At 59.9% G+C, this 19712-nt stretch carries 18 protein-coding genes and 1 other RNA gene; 3 read left to right on the top strand and 16 right to left on the bottom strand.

The features are described 5' to 3' along the window. Window positions 1–101: 101 nt before the first annotated feature. Window positions 102–638, bottom strand: a complete 537-nt coding sequence (locus VK574_RS08890; protein WP_472799485.1) for a DUF6580 family putative transport protein — start codon at window positions 636–638, stop codon at window positions 102–104. Window positions 639–912: 274 nt separating this feature from the next. Here VK574_RS08890 and VK574_RS08885 point away from each other — a divergent pair, with 274 nt between their 5' ends. Continuing rightward, window positions 913–1983 carry a hypothetical protein gene (locus VK574_RS08885; RefSeq protein WP_472799484.1) on the top strand — a complete coding sequence of 357 codons (1071 nt, stop codon included), beginning with the start codon at window positions 913–915 and terminating at the stop codon, window positions 1981–1983. A 46-nt stretch (window positions 1984–2029) separates the two neighbouring features. On the opposite strand, the gene VK574_RS08880 is transcribed toward VK574_RS08885, so the two are convergent. Beyond that, window positions 2030–3157: a metal-dependent hydrolase gene (locus VK574_RS08880; protein WP_472799483.1), complete on the bottom strand. Its 1128-nt coding sequence runs from the start codon at window positions 3155–3157 to the stop codon at window positions 2030–2032. Between the two features lie 223 nt (window positions 3158–3380). Here VK574_RS08880 and ligA point away from each other — a divergent pair, with 223 nt between their 5' ends. Next, window positions 3381–5465 (top strand): NAD-dependent DNA ligase LigA, encoded by a 2085-nt coding sequence (ligA, locus tag VK574_RS08875; protein WP_472799482.1) that lies wholly within the window; start codon window positions 3381–3383, stop codon window positions 5463–5465. Between the two features lie 39 nt (window positions 5466–5504). On the opposite strand, the gene VK574_RS08870 is transcribed toward ligA, so the two are convergent. The 12 genes from VK574_RS08870 to rpmI form a co-directional block, all read right to left on the bottom strand. After that, window positions 5505–6002 (bottom strand): hypothetical protein, encoded by a 498-nt coding sequence (locus tag VK574_RS08870; RefSeq protein ID WP_472799481.1) that lies wholly within the window; start codon window positions 6000–6002, stop codon window positions 5505–5507. Window positions 6003–6142: 140 nt separating this feature from the next. Beyond that, window positions 6143–7165, bottom strand: coding sequence for a VWA domain-containing protein (locus VK574_RS08865; protein ID WP_472799480.1), 1023 nt, complete (start codon window positions 7163–7165; stop codon window positions 6143–6145). Window positions 7166–7173: 8 nt separating this feature from the next. Beyond that, on the bottom strand, window positions 7174–8256 hold the full coding sequence (locus VK574_RS08860; RefSeq protein ID WP_472799479.1) for an RluA family pseudouridine synthase: 1083 nt from the start codon (window positions 8254–8256) through the stop codon (window positions 7174–7176). After that, a complete protein-coding gene (locus tag VK574_RS08855) occupies window positions 8249–9100 on the bottom strand; it encodes a prolipoprotein diacylglyceryl transferase (protein ID WP_472799478.1) in 852 nt (283 codons plus the stop codon). The genes VK574_RS08860 and VK574_RS08855 overlap by 8 nt, the downstream gene beginning before the upstream one ends. 117 nt (window positions 9101–9217) lie before the next feature. After that, a non-coding RNA gene (ssrS, locus tag VK574_RS08850) (6S RNA) lies at window positions 9218–9404 on the bottom strand. A 228-nt stretch (window positions 9405–9632) separates the two neighbouring features. Next, complete coding sequence (locus VK574_RS08845; protein ID WP_472799477.1) at window positions 9633–9944, bottom strand: cell division protein ZapA; 312 nt, start codon at window positions 9942–9944, stop codon at window positions 9633–9635. Window positions 9945–9953: 9 nt separating this feature from the next. Further along, a complete protein-coding gene (locus tag VK574_RS08840) occupies window positions 9954–10292 on the bottom strand; it encodes a hypothetical protein (protein WP_472799476.1) in 339 nt (112 codons plus the stop codon). Between the two features lie 102 nt (window positions 10293–10394). Further along, window positions 10395–12515 carry a phenylalanine--tRNA ligase subunit beta gene (gene pheT / locus VK574_RS08835; protein ID WP_472799475.1) on the bottom strand — a complete coding sequence of 707 codons (2121 nt, stop codon included), beginning with the start codon at window positions 12513–12515 and terminating at the stop codon, window positions 10395–10397. Further along, window positions 12512–12916: a four helix bundle protein gene (locus VK574_RS08830; RefSeq protein WP_472799474.1), complete on the bottom strand. Its 405-nt coding sequence runs from the start codon at window positions 12914–12916 to the stop codon at window positions 12512–12514. Before VK574_RS08830 ends, pheT begins: the two co-directional genes overlap by 4 nt. A gap of 100 nt (window positions 12917–13016) precedes the next feature. Further along, window positions 13017–14123, bottom strand: a complete 1107-nt coding sequence (gene pheS, locus VK574_RS08825; RefSeq protein WP_472799473.1) for a phenylalanine--tRNA ligase subunit alpha — start codon at window positions 14121–14123, stop codon at window positions 13017–13019. 113 nt (window positions 14124–14236) lie between these two features. Beyond that, on the bottom strand, window positions 14237–14611 hold the full coding sequence (rplT, locus tag VK574_RS08820) for a 50S ribosomal protein L20 (RefSeq protein ID WP_472799472.1): 375 nt from the start codon (window positions 14609–14611) through the stop codon (window positions 14237–14239). Between the two features lie 173 nt (window positions 14612–14784). Continuing rightward, entirely contained in the window at window positions 14785–14982 is a 198-nt protein-coding gene (gene rpmI, locus VK574_RS08815; protein ID WP_348264890.1) for a 50S ribosomal protein L35, read from the bottom strand. Window positions 14983–15209: 227 nt separating this feature from the next. Between rpmI and VK574_RS08810 the strand changes: the two genes are divergently transcribed. Further along, a complete protein-coding gene (locus tag VK574_RS08810) occupies window positions 15210–15530 on the top strand; it encodes a hypothetical protein (RefSeq protein WP_472799471.1) in 321 nt (106 codons plus the stop codon). A 28-nt stretch (window positions 15531–15558) separates the two neighbouring features. On the opposite strand, the gene VK574_RS08805 is transcribed toward VK574_RS08810, so the two are convergent. Both VK574_RS08805 and VK574_RS08800 read right to left on the bottom strand, forming a co-directional pair. Next, window positions 15559–17169, bottom strand: a complete 1611-nt coding sequence (locus tag VK574_RS08805; RefSeq protein ID WP_472799470.1) for a GH35 family beta-galactosidase — start codon at window positions 17167–17169, stop codon at window positions 15559–15561. 163 nt (window positions 17170–17332) lie between these two features. Further along, a complete protein-coding gene (locus tag VK574_RS08800) occupies window positions 17333–19567 on the bottom strand; it encodes a S9 family peptidase (protein ID WP_472799469.1) in 2235 nt (744 codons plus the stop codon). Between the last annotated feature and the right edge of the window lie 145 nt (window positions 19568–19712).

Below are 19712 nucleotides of genomic sequence, written 5' to 3'. Positions count from 1 at the left end.
TAGGCCCATGGCCAAGAGCCACCCTATCTCAGAATCGCGAAGAAGCAAGCACTTGTTGTGGTGCGTGGGTGGCTGGTTTTGGAATCGGATTTGCAGCTCGACTAGCTAGTTGCGACTACGCCAGCGCTGCGCTCCATGCGCATCTTCCGCACGAGCACAGGAACACCGAACGCAAGGCCCGCGACGATCGTCGTCGAAAGCATGTCATTGCGATAGAACGGAACCGCCGCGGCGTAGCAGGTAGCCAGGCCCGCCAGCGTGCGCGGATACATAGTGCCGCCTACCCACACCGCGTAATTCGAAATCAGAAAGAACGAAGTCGGTCCGAGCACCACTGCGGCGCCAAAGCGCAGCCACGTGGTCTTCGACTTGAGCAGAATGTAGCCGAGCACCATCACCGCGAGATACCAGGTCCAGGTGGTCACGTAAGCCGTCCAGGCGAAGGTGTAGTGATAGGTAAAGACGGTAAGGCAGTAATCGGTGGCCATGAGCGCGGCAAGGGGAGCCAGCATCTCGCGCCAGGGGCGGCGTGCGCCGAAATAAAGCAAGGCGCCTCCAACGGCGGTAAAGTTCAGCCAGCCATGGTGCGGCACGACACGGGTGAGAACGGCAAGAACCAGCAGCAGGTAAGCGGCCATGGAAACCTCAGATTGCGGAGTACCGGGTGACTGCACCGGCTCGGAACGCGACTTCTCCATTCTCGTGCGTCAACGTCAGGTGGTCAACCGCTAAGGGGTGCGGGATGAATAAAAGTTTTCATCCGGCACGAGCAAACGGGGTGAGAAACACGGCTAGAGCAACAAGCTGGTGACGACGGTGTTGAACAGGCTAATTACCTTTTGCGCAGATCAGGCGCCCAAGGCGTTGCGCGCGGCGAAATTTTAAAGCATTGTTAGAGGAAGGAATTTTTCTGTGAAGCTTCAGCAGACCTTTATGATCGCCGCGCTGGCCCTCGCCTTGGGGATTTCGTCATCGGCGCAGAGTACGCCGGGAGCGGATGCCGGTTCGCCTTCTTCCGTAACGCCCGCCTTAAGCGCCGTTCCACCGGTTTCGCAGCCTGATTCTGAAGCCACCCCCAGCCCGGCCGTGCAAATGATCGAAGGTTTCAAGGACACGGATATCAAGTTCGACCTGAACGAGTTGCTCGATATCCTGCGCGATCACCGCCATGAAGGCTGGGTACTCGCAGCCTATCCCGATCCTAGAACGAGCCAGCCGCTGATTGGTGCGGGGTTCAGCCTCGATCTGCCTACACGCGAACATCCGCAGCCCGATCTGCTGAATCCGCACCCCTTTCTTGAGCCTTCGTCAGCCGAGCTTTGGCAGGCTGCGGGGTTTGATCCGGAGAGGCTTGACGGCTTGCTGAAGGTCTTCTACCAACGCAGGCGGGATTGGAGCAAGCGCACCTGGCGGCGGCAGCTCTTCAGCCTGCCGGCGCAGATCTCGGATGACGAAGCGTTGCAGCTTGTGCGCGTCGGCGCGATTCAGGCGATCTACAACGCGCACGCGTACTGCCGGAATTTTGACCAGATGTCGGGGCCGCAACAGATGGCGATGGCGCAGCTTGTCTACCAGATGGGCGTGAACCTGCAGCACTTCAATGAATTTCTGGGGATGATCAACCCGGGACCACGGGCTGCGGCTGAGGAGTCGGCCATGCTCGTCGAGGCTTCGCAAGAGATGCCGGCCACGCTCGATCAGTCGCCCGAGTACTGGCTGAGTGTGCAGAAGTCGCTAATGGGCAGCCAGTGGGCGCACAAGTATCGTTCGCGGGCGGTCTCGGTGATTGCCATGCTCGATCCGGCGTATCGCGATGATCCCGCCGCGGCTGAGCAACGCGTGGGCGCAGTGCTGCGGCCGGCAGTTGTACATCGGCGGCGCGGGCACGCTGTAGCAACACGGCAGGTAGCGGCGACGACGCATCGTGGTCATGCGCGCAAGCCGGGTCACAGCACGCGGGCACACAGCCGGAAGAGGGCTTAGGCTACTTCCCGACTTGCGCGCGCCAACACTCCTCATCGGATCCAGGTCACTTCTGTTCCTTGCCGCCCATTTCTTCGCCCGCGTCTTCGCGGTTGTCGAGGATGTAGACTGCTCCGCCCAGGCCTGAGGGCGGACGGGCGTTCCCGTTTCCTCGAAAATCGTACCCGAAACGCAGATCGGTGAACTCCACGGTCGTCCACGTGCGACCGGGCGGCAGCCGAGGCGGATCGATCCCAACCACTTCGACCTGGCCAATGTCCTGTACCACGGCCCAGCGTCCCCAGTCGAGGTAGACCTTGCCGAGTTGGGTTTGCTTGGCGGCCTCGACGGCGGGAGTGTCCGGCGGCTTGAAGAACTGGTCGGTCTGCGGGTCGCTGTCGACATCATCGGTGCGGGAGTTCACTTCGGCGAACTGATAGTAGTTATGCGTTTCGACAATCACGTGCCAGCGAAAGGGATTCCATGGGTAGGGCTCGGCCGCGATTCGGTTCACGGGATCGGTGGTTATGGGGTTGTTGAGGATGAGGCCGACGGCCTGGGCGTGCTCGGCGTAGCGAAGGCACCACAGCAGAAACATGCTCGAAAGCGCGAAGATGGCCCAGCCGCGTCCGCGAAAGGGCGTGCGCTTCGAAGAGATTTCGCGCTCGGCGAGGCCGAAGATGCCGGGGACAATGAGCGCGGCCGAGAGCAGCATCCACAGCACCGGTTCGGCGATGAAGACGAAGCTGCCCGCATACCAGCGCGGATTAAATGGGAAGAATGGGCGCACGCCGTAGTTGTTGGTCCAGTCGAGCAGGATGTGGCTGAGAGCGGCAATCAGCGCGGCGAGGTAAACCCAGAGCCAGCGCACCGGCTGCGGTTGAGGACGCGGCGGCGCTCCCGGTTCGAGGGGCGCCCTGGAATCCTCTCGACGGGCGTGGCGCCGTTTGACCCGCTGGTGGTAGATCCAGGTTGCTCCTACCGCGGCGGCCGCCACAAACGGAACAGCGATGAACGTATGCGTGATGCCGCGATGATGCTTGAGCTCTTCGACGGGGCCGGCGAATCCCCAGAAGACATCGAGGTCGGCGGCCTCGGCGGCCAGCACGGCAGCCAGCGTGGCATAGGCAGTTCTTCGATTGAGCCCGGCGCGGCCGATGCAGGCGCCGGTCAGGAAGTGTGTGATGGGCTCCATGTCGTACTGCACTTCATGGTAGCGGAGGAGGCTGGTTAACGGGGTTGGGGGCGCGTTGCGCCGTTAGTTGCGCTTCGCGCGGTCAGCGGAGTTCGCAGGGCCGGGATGGCTGTGTGGATTTGCGTTTTAGCGGGTTAGCTTTCCGCTGCGCGGAAATAGCGAGTTCGCAAGTTAGCGGTTCGACCGTCGAAGACGTCGGCTGCGGCATCCTATAATCCTGCAGATGAGCGAGACGAGCAAAGGCGGGCAGGCAGCGAAGCGCATCGAAGAGTTGCGCACGGAATTGCGGCGGTATGAGCACCTCTACTACGTGATGGATGCGCCGGCGATCAGCGACGCGGAATACGACAAGCTGATGAACGAGTTGAAGCGCCTGGAGACGGAGCATCCGGAATTGCTGACCCAGGACTCGCCTACCCAGCGCGTGGGCGGCAAGCCGGCGGAAGGCTTTCAGAAGGTGCGCCACTCGCGGCCCATGCTAAGCCTCGACAATGCCTACAGCGAGGAAGAACTGCGCGACTGGGATCGGCGCGTTCGCGAGCTCGCAGGGAATCTTCAAGTGGAATACACCGCGGAATTGAAGCTCGACGGGCTTAGCCTTGCGTTGCACTTCGAAGCCGCCCCAGGCGGCAGTGCGCGGCTGGCGCGCGGGCTCACGCGCGGAGACGGGCAAATCGGGGAAGACGTCACCACGAACGTCCGTACTATTCGCAGCGTGCCCCTGAGCATTTCGGCAGCACGATTGAGGGAGGCGGGCGTGCCTCCGGACTTTGAAGTGCGCGGCGAAACGGTAATGCCGCTGAAGGCCTTCGAGAAAATGAACAAAGACCGCGAGGCGGAGGGATTGCCGCCAGCGGTGAATCCCCGCAACGCAGCCGCAGGCACACTGCGTACCAAGGATTCCAGTGTGGTGGCGCAGCGGCGGCTCGATGTGTACGCATATTTTCTGCTAACGCAAGGTGAGTATGCGGCGATGGGCCAAGAGCAGACGCTGGATGCGCTGACGGCGCTGGGATTTCGCGTCAATCCACATCGCGGGCGGATGCATACGGTCGAGGAGATGATGCGGTTCATCGAGGCTACCGGCAAGCGCAGAGCAACCCTCGGCTATGACATCGATGGCGTGGTGTTCAAGGTGAATGCGCAGGGGACCCGGCAGCGTCTGGGGTACACGGGTCGCGCCCCGCGCTGGGCCATCGCCTACAAGTTCTCGGCCGAGCAGGCCGTTACGCAGATGTACGACATCATGATCACGGTAGGTCGCAGCGGCAAGCTGACGCCTACGGCCATGCTGAACTCGGTGTTTGTTGGCGGGGCAAACGTCAGCCGCGCCACGCTGCACAACGCCGACTGGATCGAGCGCATGGGATTGAAGATCGGCGACTGGGTAAAGGTGGAGCGCGGCGGCGATGTCATTCCCAAGGTCGCGGCTATCGTGGACGATGCTGAGCATCCGCGGGGAAAGAAGAGTTTCACATTTCCAACGAACTGTCCCGTGTGCGGGAGTGCCGTGGTGCGCGAGGAGGGTGAAGCAGACTATCGCTGCGTGAATGTAGACTGCCCTGCCCTGCTGCACGGAACTGTCGAGCACTGGGCGAGCCGTGGGGTCATGAATATCGAGGGACTGGGCGAAGCGTCGGTCTACGAACTGACCACGCAAAAAGTTGTCAAAAGCGTTGCAGACCTCTATTCGCTGAACGAAGAGAAACTGGCCGCACTCACACAGGAAGTTGAACGCAATGGCGTGAAGAAGCAGCAACGCGTGTTCGGGCCGGTTGAGATCAAGAGGCTTCTGAAGGAGATTGAAAATTCGAAGCACGCGGGGCTCGCGCGAGTTTTGATGGGGATGAGTATTCGATTCGTGGGCGAGCGCACTGCCGAGTTGCTCGCCCAGGAGTTCGGATCGATGGATGCCATCATGAACGCCAGCGCCGAAGAACTGGAGCGAGTGGAAGAGGTTGGGCCGCGCATCTCGCAGGCGATCACCGATTTCTTCGCGCGTCCTGCAAATCGGGAGTTGATTGCGCATTTAAAGGCTGCCGGCGTGAAGATGACCGCCGAGAAAAAACAGCGTACGACCCAGCTGGCCGGTATGACGTTGGTGTTGACGGGGACACTGCCGAGTCTTACGCGCGATGATGCCAAGGCTCGGATCGAGGCGGCGGGCGGCAAAGTCTCCGGTTCGGTGAGCAAGAAGACCACCTACGTGGTTGCCGGTGAAGAGGCCGGGTCGAAGCTCGACAAGGCTCTTGAACTCAAAGTCCCGGTGCTGGATGAGGCCGGGTTGCTGAATCTGCTGGAAGGATGAGGAAAGCGAAGCTGCCTGCTCTCAGCCCATCATCGGGCGTCAGGCGATGGATCGGCACGACGACGCAGCTTGTTCTGCCTGTCGCTTTCGTTCCCGCTTCCAGGCTTCGGCCCTTAAGGTCGCGGGGTCTGAAGCCGCCCGCGCGATTCTCTGCTCGACCGGCAGAATGAGTCTGGCCGAAGACTCAAAGTCTCCCGCACCCGCGCCAATGATCGGGAGTGCCGCCGGGGTGTGGGTCGTGAAACACGTGAGTTTCGTCTCTGTCAGTGTCTTCGTACGAACGGTGGAAGCCCGAATCGAATCCTCTGCTTCAACAGAAATTGACCCACATGCGCTGAGGGTCCGCGCTGTAAAGTCGTCAACCAGCTTGTGCAGACATTTATGGCCGCAGAGGTGCCTGGCCGACGCACGAAGCCGGCTACGCGGGTTCCACGCGCTGATGCGAAGTTCCGGTCCGCGATCGTACGCGACGAACCAGTGGTTGGCATTGAGCATTTCCGCTCCGCAGATGTCGCACGAAATGGCCTGGCGGATCATCGAGATTCCCCCGCTTTCATTTCATCGTATTCCTGTGAAATAAAGCTCGCGCGCAGAGGAAGAATCGCGGGCCATTTCGAATTCGGAATCAAGCTCAACGTTCAGTGCCAAGACGGGACAGCGGGAGTCTGCATGCGCTACTAATCGCGTGGGGCGAAATAGCCCTTCTTGGCGCGGGCGATGTACCTGCGGTCGTTGCAATAGAGGTAGATGGGCCGAAAGGCTCCATTCGACTTGAAGTCCGCTGGTGTGTAGGTTAGCGCGTACTGGCTGCGCAGTTCCTCTTCGATATTCTTAAAGCTCGTCGACATCTCCTCGACCGAAGGCGGAAAGAAGGTAAGGCCGCCCGTTTCGGAAGCCATCTGGTTGAGGATCTGGTCGCCTTTGCCTCGGCTGGGAGTCCAGTTGGTACTGATGGCGTAGATGATGGTCTCGGCGCGCTGGCACATCTTGATGGCTTCATCGGGATGGACGCGGCTTTGGTTATCATCGCCGTCGGAGATGAGGACCATGGCATGGCGGACGGGTTCCTGTCCGCGCGCATCGAGGAGCTTGTCACGACATGCTGTATAGACGGCGTCGAACATGGCGGTGCCACCCCCGGGTCGCAGCCGGTTGATGCCGGTCTCGAGTGCGTCGATGTTGTTTGTCCAGTCGGCCGTCACCGTCGGTGTCACGTCGAATCCCATGACAAACGCGCGGTCGCTCTTGGCTTTCAAAATCTGCAACAGAAACTCCGTCGCCGACTGCTGTTCAAACTGGAACCGCGAACGGATGGAGGTGCTGGCGTCGATGACGATGCCAACGCGCAAGGGCAAGTTGATCTGCTGTCGGAAAGAAGTGACCTTCTCGGGGGCCTTCTGGTCGTCGAGCAACGCGAAGTCGCTCTGCTTCAGGTTGGGAATGTAGTGGCCGTGCTTGTCGGTCACGGTGAAGATGAGGTTGACTTCGTTAACGCTGACCCTGAAAGTCGGACCGACGTCCTGGCTCTGGTCCTGCGCGCCGGCGGCGGGCTGTTGGCCGGCAGGGGTTTGTGCGGCTGGGGACTGCGCAGGTTGTTGAGGTGCAGGCGTTTGCGCAGGGGGCGACGCAGGCTGCTGGGCCTGCAGGGCGGGGAGGCACATCGCAGCAGCGAGAACCAGGCCGAACAATCTTTTACTCATAGCACTCCTTATTTTATCAATGGCGCACCACCATCCGACTTCGTTCTCGTTACGGAGGTATTGACGGAGTCTGTACGGCCCGATTCGAGGCTGGCAAGAAACTTCTCGAGATCGCCGGGCAGCGGCGACTCCAGTTCAAGCGGTTTGCCGGTGACGGGGTGCGTGAATGCGAGTCGGGCGGCGTGGAGGAAGTTGCGATTGAGCCTGAGGCGCTCGGGCTGGGAGTTACGACGTGCGGAACGGGAGGGAGCGGCTTGTGCGGCCACCTGGTCAGTGAGTTGAGACGACGCACCGTACACTGTATCGCCAACCACAGGATGCCCGATGGACGCCATGTGCACGCGAATCTGGTGGGTGCGTCCGGTTTCGATGCGGACACGCACAAGCGTGAATTTGCCGAAGCGCGTCTCGATGCGACGTACGACTTCATAGTGAGAGACGGCGGAGCGGGCGTTGTCTGCAGGGCGGGTGGTCATACGGGTGCGGCGCATCGGATCACGACTAACTGCAGCCGTGATAGTTCCCTTCTGGCGCTCGACTGCGCCATGCACGAGTGCGATGTAGGTCTTGCTGATTTGACGGGAGGAGAAGAGTTCGGCGAGCGCGCCATGGGCTGCATCGTTTTTGGCGACGATGATGAGACCGCTGGTCTCCTTGTCGAGGCGGTGCACAATGCCGGGTCGCAGGTCACCGCCGGTCGCTGAAAGTGCTTTGAATCGAAAGAGCAGCGCATTGACGAGGGTGTTGCTGTTGCGCGCGTCCTCGGATTCGCCGGCGCCGGCATGGACCATCATTCCGGCAGGCTTGTTGACGACGGCGAAGTGCTTGTCTTCGAAGACGACGTCGAGTGGAATGTCCTGCGGCGTGGCTTTGAGAGGTGCGGGATGGGGTTCGCCGGTGATGAGAATGTGCTCGCCACCGCGAAGTTTGAACGAAGCCTTGGCCTGCGCATCATTGACCAGGACGTCGCCTTGATCGAGCAGCAGTTGCACACGCGATCGGCTGACGCCTTCGAGTTGGGTGGCGATGAAGTGATCGAGGCGCTGGCCGGCGGCCTCGGGTGGGACGGCAATCGAACGCGGCTCAGTCATGAGATGGTCTTTCGATTTCAAGCGGTGGGGAAGGCAACTGCTCGACTGGGGCAGATGCGACGGCAATGCGTTGCGGCTTGGATTCAAACAGCATGGATGCTCCGGCAAGAACGAGAACGATTCCGGCGACCTGCGGACCTTTGATCACTCCTCCAAGGAGTGACCCGCGCCCAAAGGGGTCGCGCCAGAACTCGGTAATGAAGAGAACGATGCCGGTGGCCGACAGGAAGAGCCCGGCGATGTCGCCATTCTGGCGGCGATGCGGCAACCAAGTGAGAAGGCCACCTGCAATCGCGAAGAGGCCGAGTGCGGCGTAGGCCTGGACCGGATGAACGGGAATGCCTAGTGGGGCATCGCTCCATCGCTCGGCAAGCGGGTCGTTGTAGGTGACAGCCCAAGGGACCTGTGCGCCCGTTCCATAACCCGAGCCGGCGAGCAACGCGCCGATTTGTTCGAAGGCGAGGCCAAGAGCGACAGGCGCAGCGAGAACATCGGCGGTAGTGCGGAACGGCAAACGGTAAACACGGGCATAGACCGCGGCAACGGCCAGCGCGATGACCGATCCGATGACAGCAAGAAGCGGATGATGAATCATCGCCAGGCTGAGCATCCAGAGCGGGTGGTGGCGTAGCACCGACCAGTTCGCGATCACGAGCAACAGACGAGAACCAACCAGTGCACTGAAGAGCATGAGGATGCAGAGGCTCCAGATCCGGTTGGGGTCGGTGCCGAGCCTGCGCGCCGCGTGCATGGCGAGCATCAGGGCAAACAACACTCCAGCGGCGGCCGTAGCGCCATACGAAGGAATGACAAGCGAACCGATGTGAAAGAGAACGGGATGCACTTGACCAAGGATACCGGTTCAGAGTGCGGGAAGAGGAGCGCGAAGCGCCACATTCATGCTGCCAGTGCAGCAAAACTCCTGAAGTCTCCGGCTACTGCACTTGATCGCTGAAGTAGAACCCGACCCGCTAGGCCGTGGGCAATGCGCTGGTGAACCCGTCCTAAGACGGCGGAGCTCCCCGTGGTTCATTAGGCATTCCGGACTGGCGGACACGGCACACAGAACCAATTTGTACGAGAAGAGCCCCTGTTCAATGAATGTTGGTTCAACCAGCGTTGACTACCCACCTGCTTTGCAGGCCGGTTTCTATTGCTGACTGTATGGATGTTGGCGAGGAATTGCAAGTCTTGTGCGGATCACCTCATTTGTGTTAGTAACTTGAAACCCCTTCGGGAATGTGGTTCACAAGGGGAGCCGGCTTCATCTCACTGCGAAGACCCGGGAGAGAAGATCCGGGAGATTTATCGGCAGCCGGCGGATCTCCGGGACGAGGTTCGAGCGACGGCGTTGATGGCTTGCGAATCCTCTAGTGCTATCCGGTCTTGCGGTCGTCTTCTAGGACCTCATCCAGCAAGCGGCTCAAATGGGCTGTGCGCATCCGGCCCTCATTGGAGTCAACCACGGTCGTCTGCGAAAGCTCGTCGGCCAGGTTGAGCGCCGCCAGGACGGCGACGCGCAGCGAATCGACGGTGCGGCCCTGCGCCGCCACGGCCCGCATCTTGCTGTCGACCAGGTCCGCAAGCTGGCGGATGTGGTTGGGATCCTGGCCGCGCAGGTGATAGTTCTGGTCGTAGATGCTGACCGTGGTGTAGCCGGGAGTGTTTGGCTGGATTTCCTTGGCCATCGAAAGACCTCACACTTCAAGAGTGTCGAGTTGCGAAAGCAGGCGCTCGACGCGCTGACGCACCTGGTCGCGCTCGGCGTTGAGGGCGCGCACTTCTTCCTGCAGCGATTTGACGAGGGCAAGTTGCTCGCCGAGCTGACCATCGAGAGTCTCGGCTCGCTGTTCGGCGGCGGCGCGGGCCTGGCGCTCGCTTTTGACCAGCGTGATGGTCCGGGCAATACGCTCTTCGAGAGCGGAAAAATCGCTGCTGCTCATGGCGAGTTTTCCGAAGCTATCGTGATCGTGCATTTCAGCCGATTGGGTGTCGGGATGTTCCGCGATCTGGGATTCCAGCGATGATGGCGACATGAAAGTAAACCTCCGCGCAATTGCGCTCTATTCGGGAAGTATAGCTCCGAAAGCGGGTGGCAGACGATGAGGGAAACTTCGGTCTAACCACCAGGTGTGTAATTAGGTTCGCAGCCGCGCGCCGGCTCTGTTGACCGCCTCGAGTACTTGCGCTTGGAACGATTGAAGTTCCTCTTCGCGGAGAGTGCGGTCGGGGGCCTGGAAGGTGGCGCTGACGAGCAGTGCATAGTCCTGTGCACCGAGACGGGCATCGCGAAAAACTTCGCGGGCGCGCCAGTCGACCAGTTCTGGAATCCCCAGAGATGCGAGTGCATGATCGATGCGTTCCCAGGAAATCTTCTGATCGAGGACCAGCGAAAAATCGCGACGCACAGGCTGGAAGCGGGAAATATCGCGCGCGGCGACCTTGCGCAAAGACAGCTTGTAGAGGCGTTCGAGGTAAATTTCGCCCACAAGGACGGCGTCCTTGATTTTTCGGGCGGTTGCCTCATTCGGATGTAACTGTCCGAACCATCCGACGGTGAGACCGTCGGCGACGACCCGCGCACTGCGATACGGATGCAACCACGCGGGCGCGAGGCCGGACTCGGGCGGAAATCGGTCGAAGTAAACAGTACACACCTGGAAGCGCGAGAGGATTTGTTCGACAACACCTTTGACGTCGTGGAAATCAAGGGCGCGGGCTGGATGAAGGGCGCTTATGTCAGGGAGAGTTCCCACGGCGCCGAATGCGAGCGCAGGACGTTCTTCGACTTTCTCTGTGGTTCCGCTGAAGACCGTCCCGAGTTCAAAGAGGCGCACGTCGCTGACATCGCGATGAAGATTTCCGGCAACGGCCGCGAGCATGCCCGGGACGAGCGATGGGCGCAGTACACCGGCTTCGTCGCTGAGCGGATTGCCGATAGGCACGACCTGACCCGGGATAGGCGCCGCAAGCGCGGCATCCGCCGCAGAGCAGAACGTGCTGGCGATGGCTTCATGGAACCCGGCAGCAAGCAGGGTACGGCGAACGGTCGATTCTGCTTCGGCCCACGGCAGGGCTTTTACACCTTCTCCGAATGCGGGGAGCGTGTTGGCAAAGCGGTTGTATCCGTAGACGCGTGCGACTTCTTCGATGAGATCGATTTCGCGCTCGAGGTCGAGCCGCCAGCTGGGAAGAGTGGAGTTCCACACCTTTCGCTCTTTGGATGAGCCTGGAGGCGAGGTGAGGGCGCAGCCGAGACCGGTAAGGGTTGATTCAACGAGGGGCGCGGTGATCCCTTCCTTGTCTTCCGTCTTGCCGAGGATGCGATGGACTTCGCTGAGTGCGAGCGTGATCGGCTGGCGGTTGGATGTGCGAGTTTCCCACGCAGGCACGCGCACGTCGACGAGGTCGCCCTCGATACTACCGCCGTTGGCGAGCAGGATGCGGCTGACGATGGCGGAAGCGACGGGCCCGGCGTTGAAGTCGGCACCGCGTTCGAAGCGATGGCTCGCATCTGTGTGGAGGCCGTGGCGGCGCGCAGTGCGGCGTACGGCCATGGGCTCGAACCATGCGGCTTCGACCAGGACGTTCTTGGTGTCGGGCGTAATCATGGTGTCCCAGCCGCCCATGACGCCGCCGAGGCCGAGCGGCTTCGCGTGGTCGGCGACGACGAGGTCTTCGGGATCAAGCGTGCGCTCGACGCCGTCGAGGGTCTTGAGCTTTTCGCCTTTGCGGGCGCGGCGGACGATGATGCCGCCCTCAATCTTGTCGAGGTCGAAGGCGTGGGTGGGCTGGCCAATAGCGAGCCATGCGAAGTTAGTGGCGTCGACGGCGTTGGAGATCTGCTTCTGCTCGAGAAGGCCGAAGTAAGTGGAGACTTCCGCACCGGGGAACCAGTCGCGTGAGTTGCCGATAGTGATGTCGCGCAGGACACGGGCGGTGAAGTGGCCACAGGCGTCTTCGGCTTCAATCTTTACGGAGAAGGGATTGGAAGGGAGAGTGACTGCGGGAAGTTTCGTGTCGAGGGGCTTGAGAGCAACACCGTAGATGGTCGCGGCCTCGCGCGCGATGCCGTAGTGGTTCATGGCGTCGACGCGGTTGGTTGTAATGTCCATCTCGTAGAGCGAGCCGTTGCCAGGGCCGAGATCGAATATACCTTCGACGGCGATGCCGCGGAGGGTGAGGTCTTCGGCGAGCTGCGTGTCTGAGACGGGAAGCTCGGGTAAATAACTGCGAAGCCATTTAGTCAGAATTTTCATTGGTGGAGTACCTTTTTAGCGGTGCTAGCGGGGTTAGCTGCGCTTCGCGCAGTTAGCGGAGTTAGCGCTCCGGAGGCCGATTGCTTCATTTCCCGCATCGAGGCGATCAGGCCGTTTATCAGTCGAGCTACTTCTGAGCCTTGCTCCATGAATTCCGATACCCTCTCGGCATCGAGAAAGCCCAAGTCTCGCGCCAACTCAATTTGTGTCTGCAATTCGTAGAGCGAGCCTCTTGCATTTCCGAGAAAATGACGGAATTGTAAATCGGTCAGCCTGCCATGGCCTTCAGCGATGTTACTGGGAACAGAAACCGCTGCACGCCTGAGTTGAGCGATAAGTCCAAATGCTTCTTTCTTCGGCAGGCCATCGCTCAATTGATACGCAGCTCGCGCCAATTTCATAGACTTCTGCCACACTATCAAGTCTCGATAAGATCTCGGTCTTGCCATTTCTAACTCCGCTAACCGCGCACAGCGCGTCGAACACCGCTAACTCCGCTTCTTATGCAAACTGACTCAAGAACCGCATATCTCCTGCGTAGAACTGGCCGATTTCGCTGATGCCATACTTCATCATGGCTATGCGTTCAACGCCCATGCCGAAGGCAAAGCCACTGATCTTCTTCGGATCGTAGGCGGCCTGTTTCTCCGCGGCGAATGCGAAAACCGCTGGATCAACCATGCCGCACCCCAGCAGTTCGATCCAACCGGAGTGCTTGCACTTGCGGCAACCCTTTCCGCCGCAGAAAATGCAGCTGATCTGCACGTCTGCGCTCGGCTCGGTGAACGGGAAAAACGATGGGAAGAAACGCGTTTTGACAGACGAGCCAAACAGCGCCTTCATGGCGTGGTCGAGGGTGCCCTTGAGATCGCTGAAGGTGATGTTGGTATCAACGCAGAGGCCTTCTACCTGGTGAAAGATGGCCGAATGCGTTGCGTCCTGCGCTTCGTTGCGATGGACCTTGCCGGGAATCACGATGCGGATGGGGGGCGGCTGCTGCTCCATGGTGCGCATCTGCACGGGCGAGGTGTGCGTGCGCAAGAGCAGGCGATCGCGCTGAGACCGGCGTTCCTGGTTCGCGATGACGAGCGTGTCCTGCGTGTCGCGCGCGGGATGGCCGGGCGGGAAGTTCATCGACTCGAAGTTGTAGAAGTCGGTTTCAACTTCCGGGCCGACGCCTGCCGAATAGCCCAAAGACGCGAAGACCGAGACGATCTCATTCATCGTGCGCGTAATGGGGTGCTCGGCTCCGGTAAGGCGGCGCGTGCCGGGCAGAGTAATATCGACGGACTCAGCGGCCAACGCAGCATCACTCGGACCAGATCCGGAGGCTTGATCAATGAGGCCTTCGACCAGTTCCTTGAGCATTTTGAAGCGCTCGCCGACGGCCTTCTTCGCAGCCGGCGGAGCAGCCTTGAGCCAGCGGGCGGAGACGTCGTTGAGCCGGCCCTGCTTGCGGCCGACCCAGCGCAGACGGAAAGCTTCAAGATCGTCAGGACTGGAGAAGGCGGCGGCTTCGTCCGTGGCCTGTTTAGCGAGTGCGGCAAAGGCCTGGTCGAGAGCGGAGTCGTTGTACTCCGGCAGATTCGGTATATCTTCGTTTGTCATTGCGAAAGCCAAGAATAAATCATTGTGCAGCGTTGGATTGAATGGGACACAAACAGCAAACGGCCCGAAGCTAAGCTCCGGGCCGTTGATGAGTCTCAAGTGCAGCTCGGGCTTTAGGCGGCTTTTGTGCTGCTGGCGAGAGCGGCTTTCGCCTGCTCCACCAGCTTGGTAAAGGCTGCTGCATCGTGAATAGCGATGTCGGAGAGGACCTTGCGGTCGAGCTCAATGCCAGCTTTCTTCAGTCCATTGATGAACTGCGAATAGCTGGTGCCGTTGAGCTTGGCGGCGGCAGAAATGCGCACGATCCAGAGTGAGCGGAACTGGCGCTTTTTCTGCTTGCGGCCGGTGTAGGCGAACTTGAGGCCGCGCTCGACGGCTTCCTGCGCTGCCTGGTAGAGCTTGGACTTGGTAAGGAAGTAACCGCTCGCCCTTTTCAGGATCTTCTTGCGGCGGTCATTCCGCTTCGTACTACGTTTTACGCGGGGCATTGGTGTTCTCCATTTTGCGTTCGTTGGTCATCGCGGCTGGAGGCAGGAGGCCAAGACTTTGGGGTCTGGCGGTACACCTCTTCACTCGCTCGTTCAAGCCTGAATCTCTCGCCGGTCAGGACGCATTTCTTTCCGGCGGGGGCCATTTCTCCGGCCCAGGTGCTTTCGCACGCTCAGGCGTAAGGAATCATGCGCGCTACCTTCGCGTAGTCGCCATCAGAAACAAGCACCATCTTGCCGAGCTTGCGTTTCACTTTTGGCGATTTGGACGAAAGGATATGGCGCGTCTTGGTCTGGTGCCGCTTGATTTTGCCGGTGCCAGTCTTGCTGAAGCGCTTTTTCGCGCCCGTATGGGTTTTCAACTTGGGCATTTTCTTCTCGTTTTGGATGAGGCCTCATGGCCACACCGAACACCTCGCGAAACAGGGGTTTCCCCGCTTCTGGGAAGGCTCTTATCAGTATAACCCAAGTGGAGTTACGGGAGGGATGGAGACTTCTCGAGTCGAGAGATGCGGAACCGTTCATCCGTCACAGCTGAATCATCGCACGAGCCCTTAGACTCAGACGTGTGAAAACGCAGGCTAGAAATTCGTCTATCTTGATTATTATCAAGATGCTACATACGGTCGTCTGGCTGTGTTTCGTCGCGTGTATTGTAGCGATTCCTGTTGCGGCAGAGGTCAAGCAGTTCCGAGTTGCAGCGATTCTCAGCGGAGTGGTTCTCGCGGAGTGTTTGATCCTGGCAGTAAACCGGTGCCGTTGTCCTTTGACGAATTTGGCTGCAGCCTATACCGAAGAACGCGCCGACGATTTCGACATTTATTTGCCGTTGTGGCTGGCGCGGAACAACAAGCCTATCTTCGGTTCGCTGTTTCTTGCAGGCGAGATCTTCCTGCTGGTGAAGTGGATGACTCATTGATTCACGGCGAGTGTTGCGGACTCGGCGGTCAGTCGAAAAGATATACCTTCATTTTTTCGGTCTTGAGGTGGCGAGCATCGAAGCGCCAGAAACTTCCCTGGTCGTTTTCGTCGCCATTCAAACGACGGCCGGGAATCCATTTGCCATCCTCAAATGTTCCCTCGTCGATTGAGGCGATACCAAACCGCGATTCACCGGCTGACGCGGACGCAACGGAGACGCGAAAGCCTTTGCCGGCACCGATGAATTCATCAGGGGCCGTCGCCATGATCAGGCCATAACCGGACTGGGCATGTTGGCCAAAGATCTCATCGATACTGACATGCAATGCAATGCCGTTCAGCGTGAAGTCGGCGGTGGGGTGTCGCTCGTCGAGGACGAAACCGTGGACAGCGCCGGCGGCCTGCTGTTCAAGCAGAAGTGGAGCAAGTGCATCGATGGCCCGATAGCTGGAGGCAAGATCCTGTTTTGGGTCCATATCGTCTTCGATCGCGAAAGGGGAGAAACCGAATCCAGCTTCTTCGCCAACGGCATAAAAAACGTTTGCTGCACCGGGAGTGCCGCCGCGAGTCTCCGGCATGAAGAGCGGGTTGCCGTCGCGGTGATACTGGCGGCACCAGTAGACGAAGTCGGGCGCGTAGAGGTCAGGTGCATAGAAATCGATCGCTGAACCGGCGGCACGCCAGATGTCGACCACCCAAGGCTCGGGACCTCCACTGGGAAAGCTGCCGGGCTCTGCGTCGTTTTCTGCGAGCCACGTGTTCACATACATGGGTATGTCGTAGGCGGATTTGCCGGCCACGGTGACGGCGTGAATAAAGCGTGCGTAATCCCATGCCATGAAGATCTCATCGGCGCGACTTGAGTTGCCGAAAATCTCAGGCCATGTGCCGGCGGTCTTTCCGCCGTTTGCATCCCATAGTTCGCGCAACCGCGGATAGAGCGTGTCGTGGTGTTCTTTGAGGTAGCGCGTTAATTCGGCGGGGACTGGCGATGCGAAGGCGCGATCGGCTGCAGGCGAACGGTCGCGCGAGTCACCCAGGACGCCGACTTCGTTTTCTACCTGCATCATGAGCACGGTATGATCCTGGGCGTCGACTTGGTGGATCTGCTGCATCAGCGCAGCGAATGCGCGGGCGTCTGCCTGTTGAGTGGCTGCGGTTACCGGGCTGAGGAGTTCGACTTCCTTGCCTTTCACGACAACCCGCGAGAACCGTTTTGTATCCTGCTTGACCCACACCGGTGCGTAGCTTGACATGCCGTTCTTCCATGTGGCGAGCCAAAGAAAGACAACACGCTCGTGGGCGTCGCGTGCCTGACTGAGAAGACCATCAACGAGTGTGAAATCGTACTTGCCTTCGACGGGCTCTATGAGTTCCCAACTAACCGGGGTGACAACGGTGTTGAGGCCCATGGCGGCGAGTTGCGGCCAAAGCAGCTTCATGTAAGCGAGGCTGGACGAAGACGAGTTGTGCAGTTCGCCGCCCAGAATGAGGAAAGGCTTGCCGTCGACGATGAGATGCGTGGCAGAGCCGCGTTTCTCGAGGTGTGGCGCCGCACCTGGTTGCGCGGACAGACTGAGAATGCCGAGGATGGCGAGGAGCAAAAGAACAGGCAGCGTGCAACGCGCGATTCGCATATCGACAGGGAGAATAGCACGCGGCGCCAGCGGCTCTTGTGATGGGTTACGAGGTTAGCAGTCTGGCCAACGGACTGGCATTCGTGCTTTCTCATCCTTGATGCCGTCAAGGATGAGGCACCCGGATCACTGGTGCTGCAACCCTTCTCTCGCACCTTCGCCGCTATGGTTTTGCGAGGACTGTCGATGGCGGTGGAGTTGGCGAGAACGCAGCGTTGATAAACGAGACGATCCGCTGTCGGACATCATAGCCATGCCAGGGTTCGGGCGACGGGTGACCGAGCATCCCGATGGCAAGCGGACCGTGGTTTTCGCGCGGATAGGTCACGAGCTCGACTGGAACGCCTTCCTGGCGGAGTGCACGATACATTTCCTCTGCCTGGCCAACGGGGTCGGTAGTGTCGTTTTGACCCTGAATCAACATGAAGGGGGTCTTCGCATGCGCCGCGCCGGAAAGCGGACTCTGCCGCCATGCGTCGTTCATGTGCTCCCACGGCTTGCCGTAATACCAGCGGTCGTACCACGAGCCTCCCTCGGTGCCGTATTCGCTGAACTGATCGATGACGGGCGCGCCGCTGATGACGGCTTTGAATCGGTCGGTTTTGCCTTCAACGAATCCGGCCATCTCGCCACCGTAGCTGTAGCCCATCAGCGCCAAGCGCGTTGGATCGATCGAGTTGTGGGCGAGAACGTAGTCAACTCCGGCCATCACGTCCTGGTAGTCGCCGCCGCCCAGATCGTTCTTGTTGGCGGCTGCAAACTTGACGCCGTAATTGGAAGAGCCGCGGGGGTTGGGGCGAAGGACGGCCCAGCCCTGACCGATGAGAAAGTCGGCGAAGGGATCACTGCGGTCTTCCCACGCGCCGAAGGGTCCGCCATGGACATCAACGACAAGAGGAATTTTTGCTGAACCGGAGTCGGGCGGAAGATAAAGCAGACCTTCAATCGTAAAGGCGCCGGACTTCCAGTGGACAAGCTGGGGAGTGACGGTGCGGAGGCTGGTGGGCGCAAGTTCGGGCGTGGGAAGTACTGTGCAGGTATCGCCGAGTTTCGCGGCATAACAGAGTTGCATGGGATGCCCACCCGAATCTCCGAGCCAGACCCAGCCGGTCTGCTTGCGATTGGTGCTGAGGCCGGAGACGACGCTGGAGCCGAGATCAATGGCGCTCACCTGTGTCTTCGCAGCATCCGGTCCCACTGTAATGTGGACGACTGCGTTGCGTGTTCCGATCGCTACTGGCGCAATAATGGCGCCATCTGGCGCCGGGAAGACTCCCTGGCCCCTGAATTGTCCTGTGAATCCTCGGGTAAGATTCAGCGGCTTCGCGTCTGCAGATCCCGTCGCGATCGTGTAGAGATCGTCATAGCCCGGAGGCGCATCGTCGGGAGTCGCCGCTGCAAAGACGATGGAACTGCCATTTTCATTCCAATTACCGCCGCTGACCGTCGCAGGAACCGATTCGAGCTTGATGGGCTTGGCAGGCGCGGTTACGTCGACAAGCCAGGCCGTGCCTGCTGGACCGAGATCGGAGGCATCGTTCGGTGCTTCTGTCACAGTGAAGAGCTTGTCGGCGACAGGAGACCAGACAGCGCCGTGGACATCCGGCGGAACGTCGACAGTTTTCAGGTCACCGTCGATTGCACCGTCGGCCTTGAACGTGGCCACGTAGAGCCGCGTGAGGTGCCGCTCATGATTGACCCAGGAGGCGTCGATCTTCGCATCCTTCTGCTTCTTCTCGCCGGGCGTCTCAGGATCGTGCGCCCAGAGCGCGAGATATTTACCGTCGTCGCTGATGGTGAATCCGGCAACGTCAATTGCGACCGGTTGAGGTTTTGTATCCGCAGGCTTTTTTTCGGCGCTTGCTCCTGAGGATTTCTTATCTTGATCTTTATCGCTCGACTCGGGCGCGGGCGGCGGATTGATGGCGTCCTTGTCTTTCGAGACGTCAACGGGAGGAAGGATCTTGAGATCGTAGGGTGAGGCTTCGCCGCCGCGCAGATCGAGGCGGAATAGCTGCGTGTTTTCGCCGCGCTTGGCGAGAAAGAAGATCGAGGAGCTGTCGGGAGCCCACTGCGCGTTGTGTTCGCCGCGCTTATCGGCGGGCGGCGAGAAGGTGAGCTGACGGGGTTTTTCGGTGCTGGCTGCCGCGGTCGAAACAATCCAGAGATGGCTTGCCGCGCCGTCGGCCGTGGCATGCGTGACGGAAAAGAGCACCTCCGTTCCGTCAGGCGAGAGCTGTGGCGTTGAGAGAGCTTTGAAATGCCGCAGATCTTCGTTCGTCGGAAAGTGTGGAGCGGTTTGCGACGAGGACGCTGCGGGGGCGCCTGATTGAGCGGCGAGGAGCGATGATGCAACAACACAGCAGACGAGGGGAAGAACCAGCCTGAATCCGAGCATGGCAGCAGAATACAACGGCGAAGCGGGGTCGGCGGGGAATACAAATTAGCAAGTCAGCGCGCTTCGCGGTTCGCGAGTTATCAAGTTAGCGAGTCCCGCGTTATGCAAAAGTAAAAGGCCGTCTTTGGTGGACGGCCTTTACTTT

The sequence above is a fragment of the Occallatibacter sp. genome (assembly GCF_035317045.1).
GTDB lineage: Bacteria > Acidobacteriota > Terriglobia > Terriglobales > Acidobacteriaceae > Telmatobacter.
The sequence above is the reverse complement of the archived record's forward strand: the minus strand, read 5'-3'. Positions and strand labels throughout refer to the sequence as shown.

What these genes read in the sequence shown, in the direction of transcription:
- VK574_RS08890 (WP_472799485.1), bottom strand. Translation starts at nt 638, where the DNA reads ATGGCCGCTTACCTGCTGCTGGTTCTTGCCGTTCTCACCCGTGTCGTG.
- VK574_RS08880 (WP_472799483.1), bottom strand. Translation starts at nt 3,157, where the DNA reads ATGGAGCCCATCACACACTTCCTGACCGGCGCCTGCATCGGCCGCGCC.
- ligA (WP_472799482.1), top strand. Translation starts at nt 3,381, where the DNA reads ATGAGCGAGACGAGCAAAGGCGGGCAGGCAGCGAAGCGCATCGAAGAG.
- VK574_RS08870 (WP_472799481.1), bottom strand. Translation starts at nt 6,002, where the DNA reads ATGATCCGCCAGGCCATTTCGTGCGACATCTGCGGAGCGGAAATGCTC.
- VK574_RS08865 (WP_472799480.1), bottom strand. Translation starts at nt 7,165, where the DNA reads ATGAGTAAAAGATTGTTCGGCCTGGTTCTCGCTGCTGCGATGTGCCTC.
- VK574_RS08860 (WP_472799479.1), bottom strand. Translation starts at nt 8,256, where the DNA reads ATGACTGAGCCGCGTTCGATTGCCGTCCCACCCGAGGCCGCCGGCCAG.
- VK574_RS08845 (WP_472799477.1), bottom strand. Translation starts at nt 9,944, where the DNA reads ATGGCCAAGGAAATCCAGCCAAACACTCCCGGCTACACCACGGTCAGC.
- VK574_RS08840 (WP_472799476.1), bottom strand. Translation starts at nt 10,292, where the DNA reads ATGTCGCCATCATCGCTGGAATCCCAGATCGCGGAACATCCCGACACC.
- pheT (WP_472799475.1), bottom strand. Translation starts at nt 12,515, where the DNA reads ATGAAAATTCTGACTAAATGGCTTCGCAGTTATTTACCCGAGCTTCCC.
- VK574_RS08830 (WP_472799474.1), bottom strand. Translation starts at nt 12,916, where the DNA reads ATGAAATTGGCGCGAGCTGCGTATCAATTGAGCGATGGCCTGCCGAAG.
- pheS (WP_472799473.1), bottom strand. Translation starts at nt 14,123, where the DNA reads ATGACAAACGAAGATATACCGAATCTGCCGGAGTACAACGACTCCGCT.
- rplT (WP_472799472.1), bottom strand. Translation starts at nt 14,611, where the DNA reads ATGCCCCGCGTAAAACGTAGTACGAAGCGGAATGACCGCCGCAAGAAG.
- rpmI (WP_348264890.1), bottom strand. Translation starts at nt 14,982, where the DNA reads ATGCCCAAGTTGAAAACCCATACGGGCGCGAAAAAGCGCTTCAGCAAG.
- VK574_RS08805 (WP_472799470.1), bottom strand. Translation starts at nt 17,169, where the DNA reads ATGCGAATCGCGCGTTGCACGCTGCCTGTTCTTTTGCTCCTCGCCATC.
- VK574_RS08800 (WP_472799469.1), bottom strand. Translation starts at nt 19,567, where the DNA reads ATGCTCGGATTCAGGCTGGTTCTTCCCCTCGTCTGCTGTGTTGTTGCA.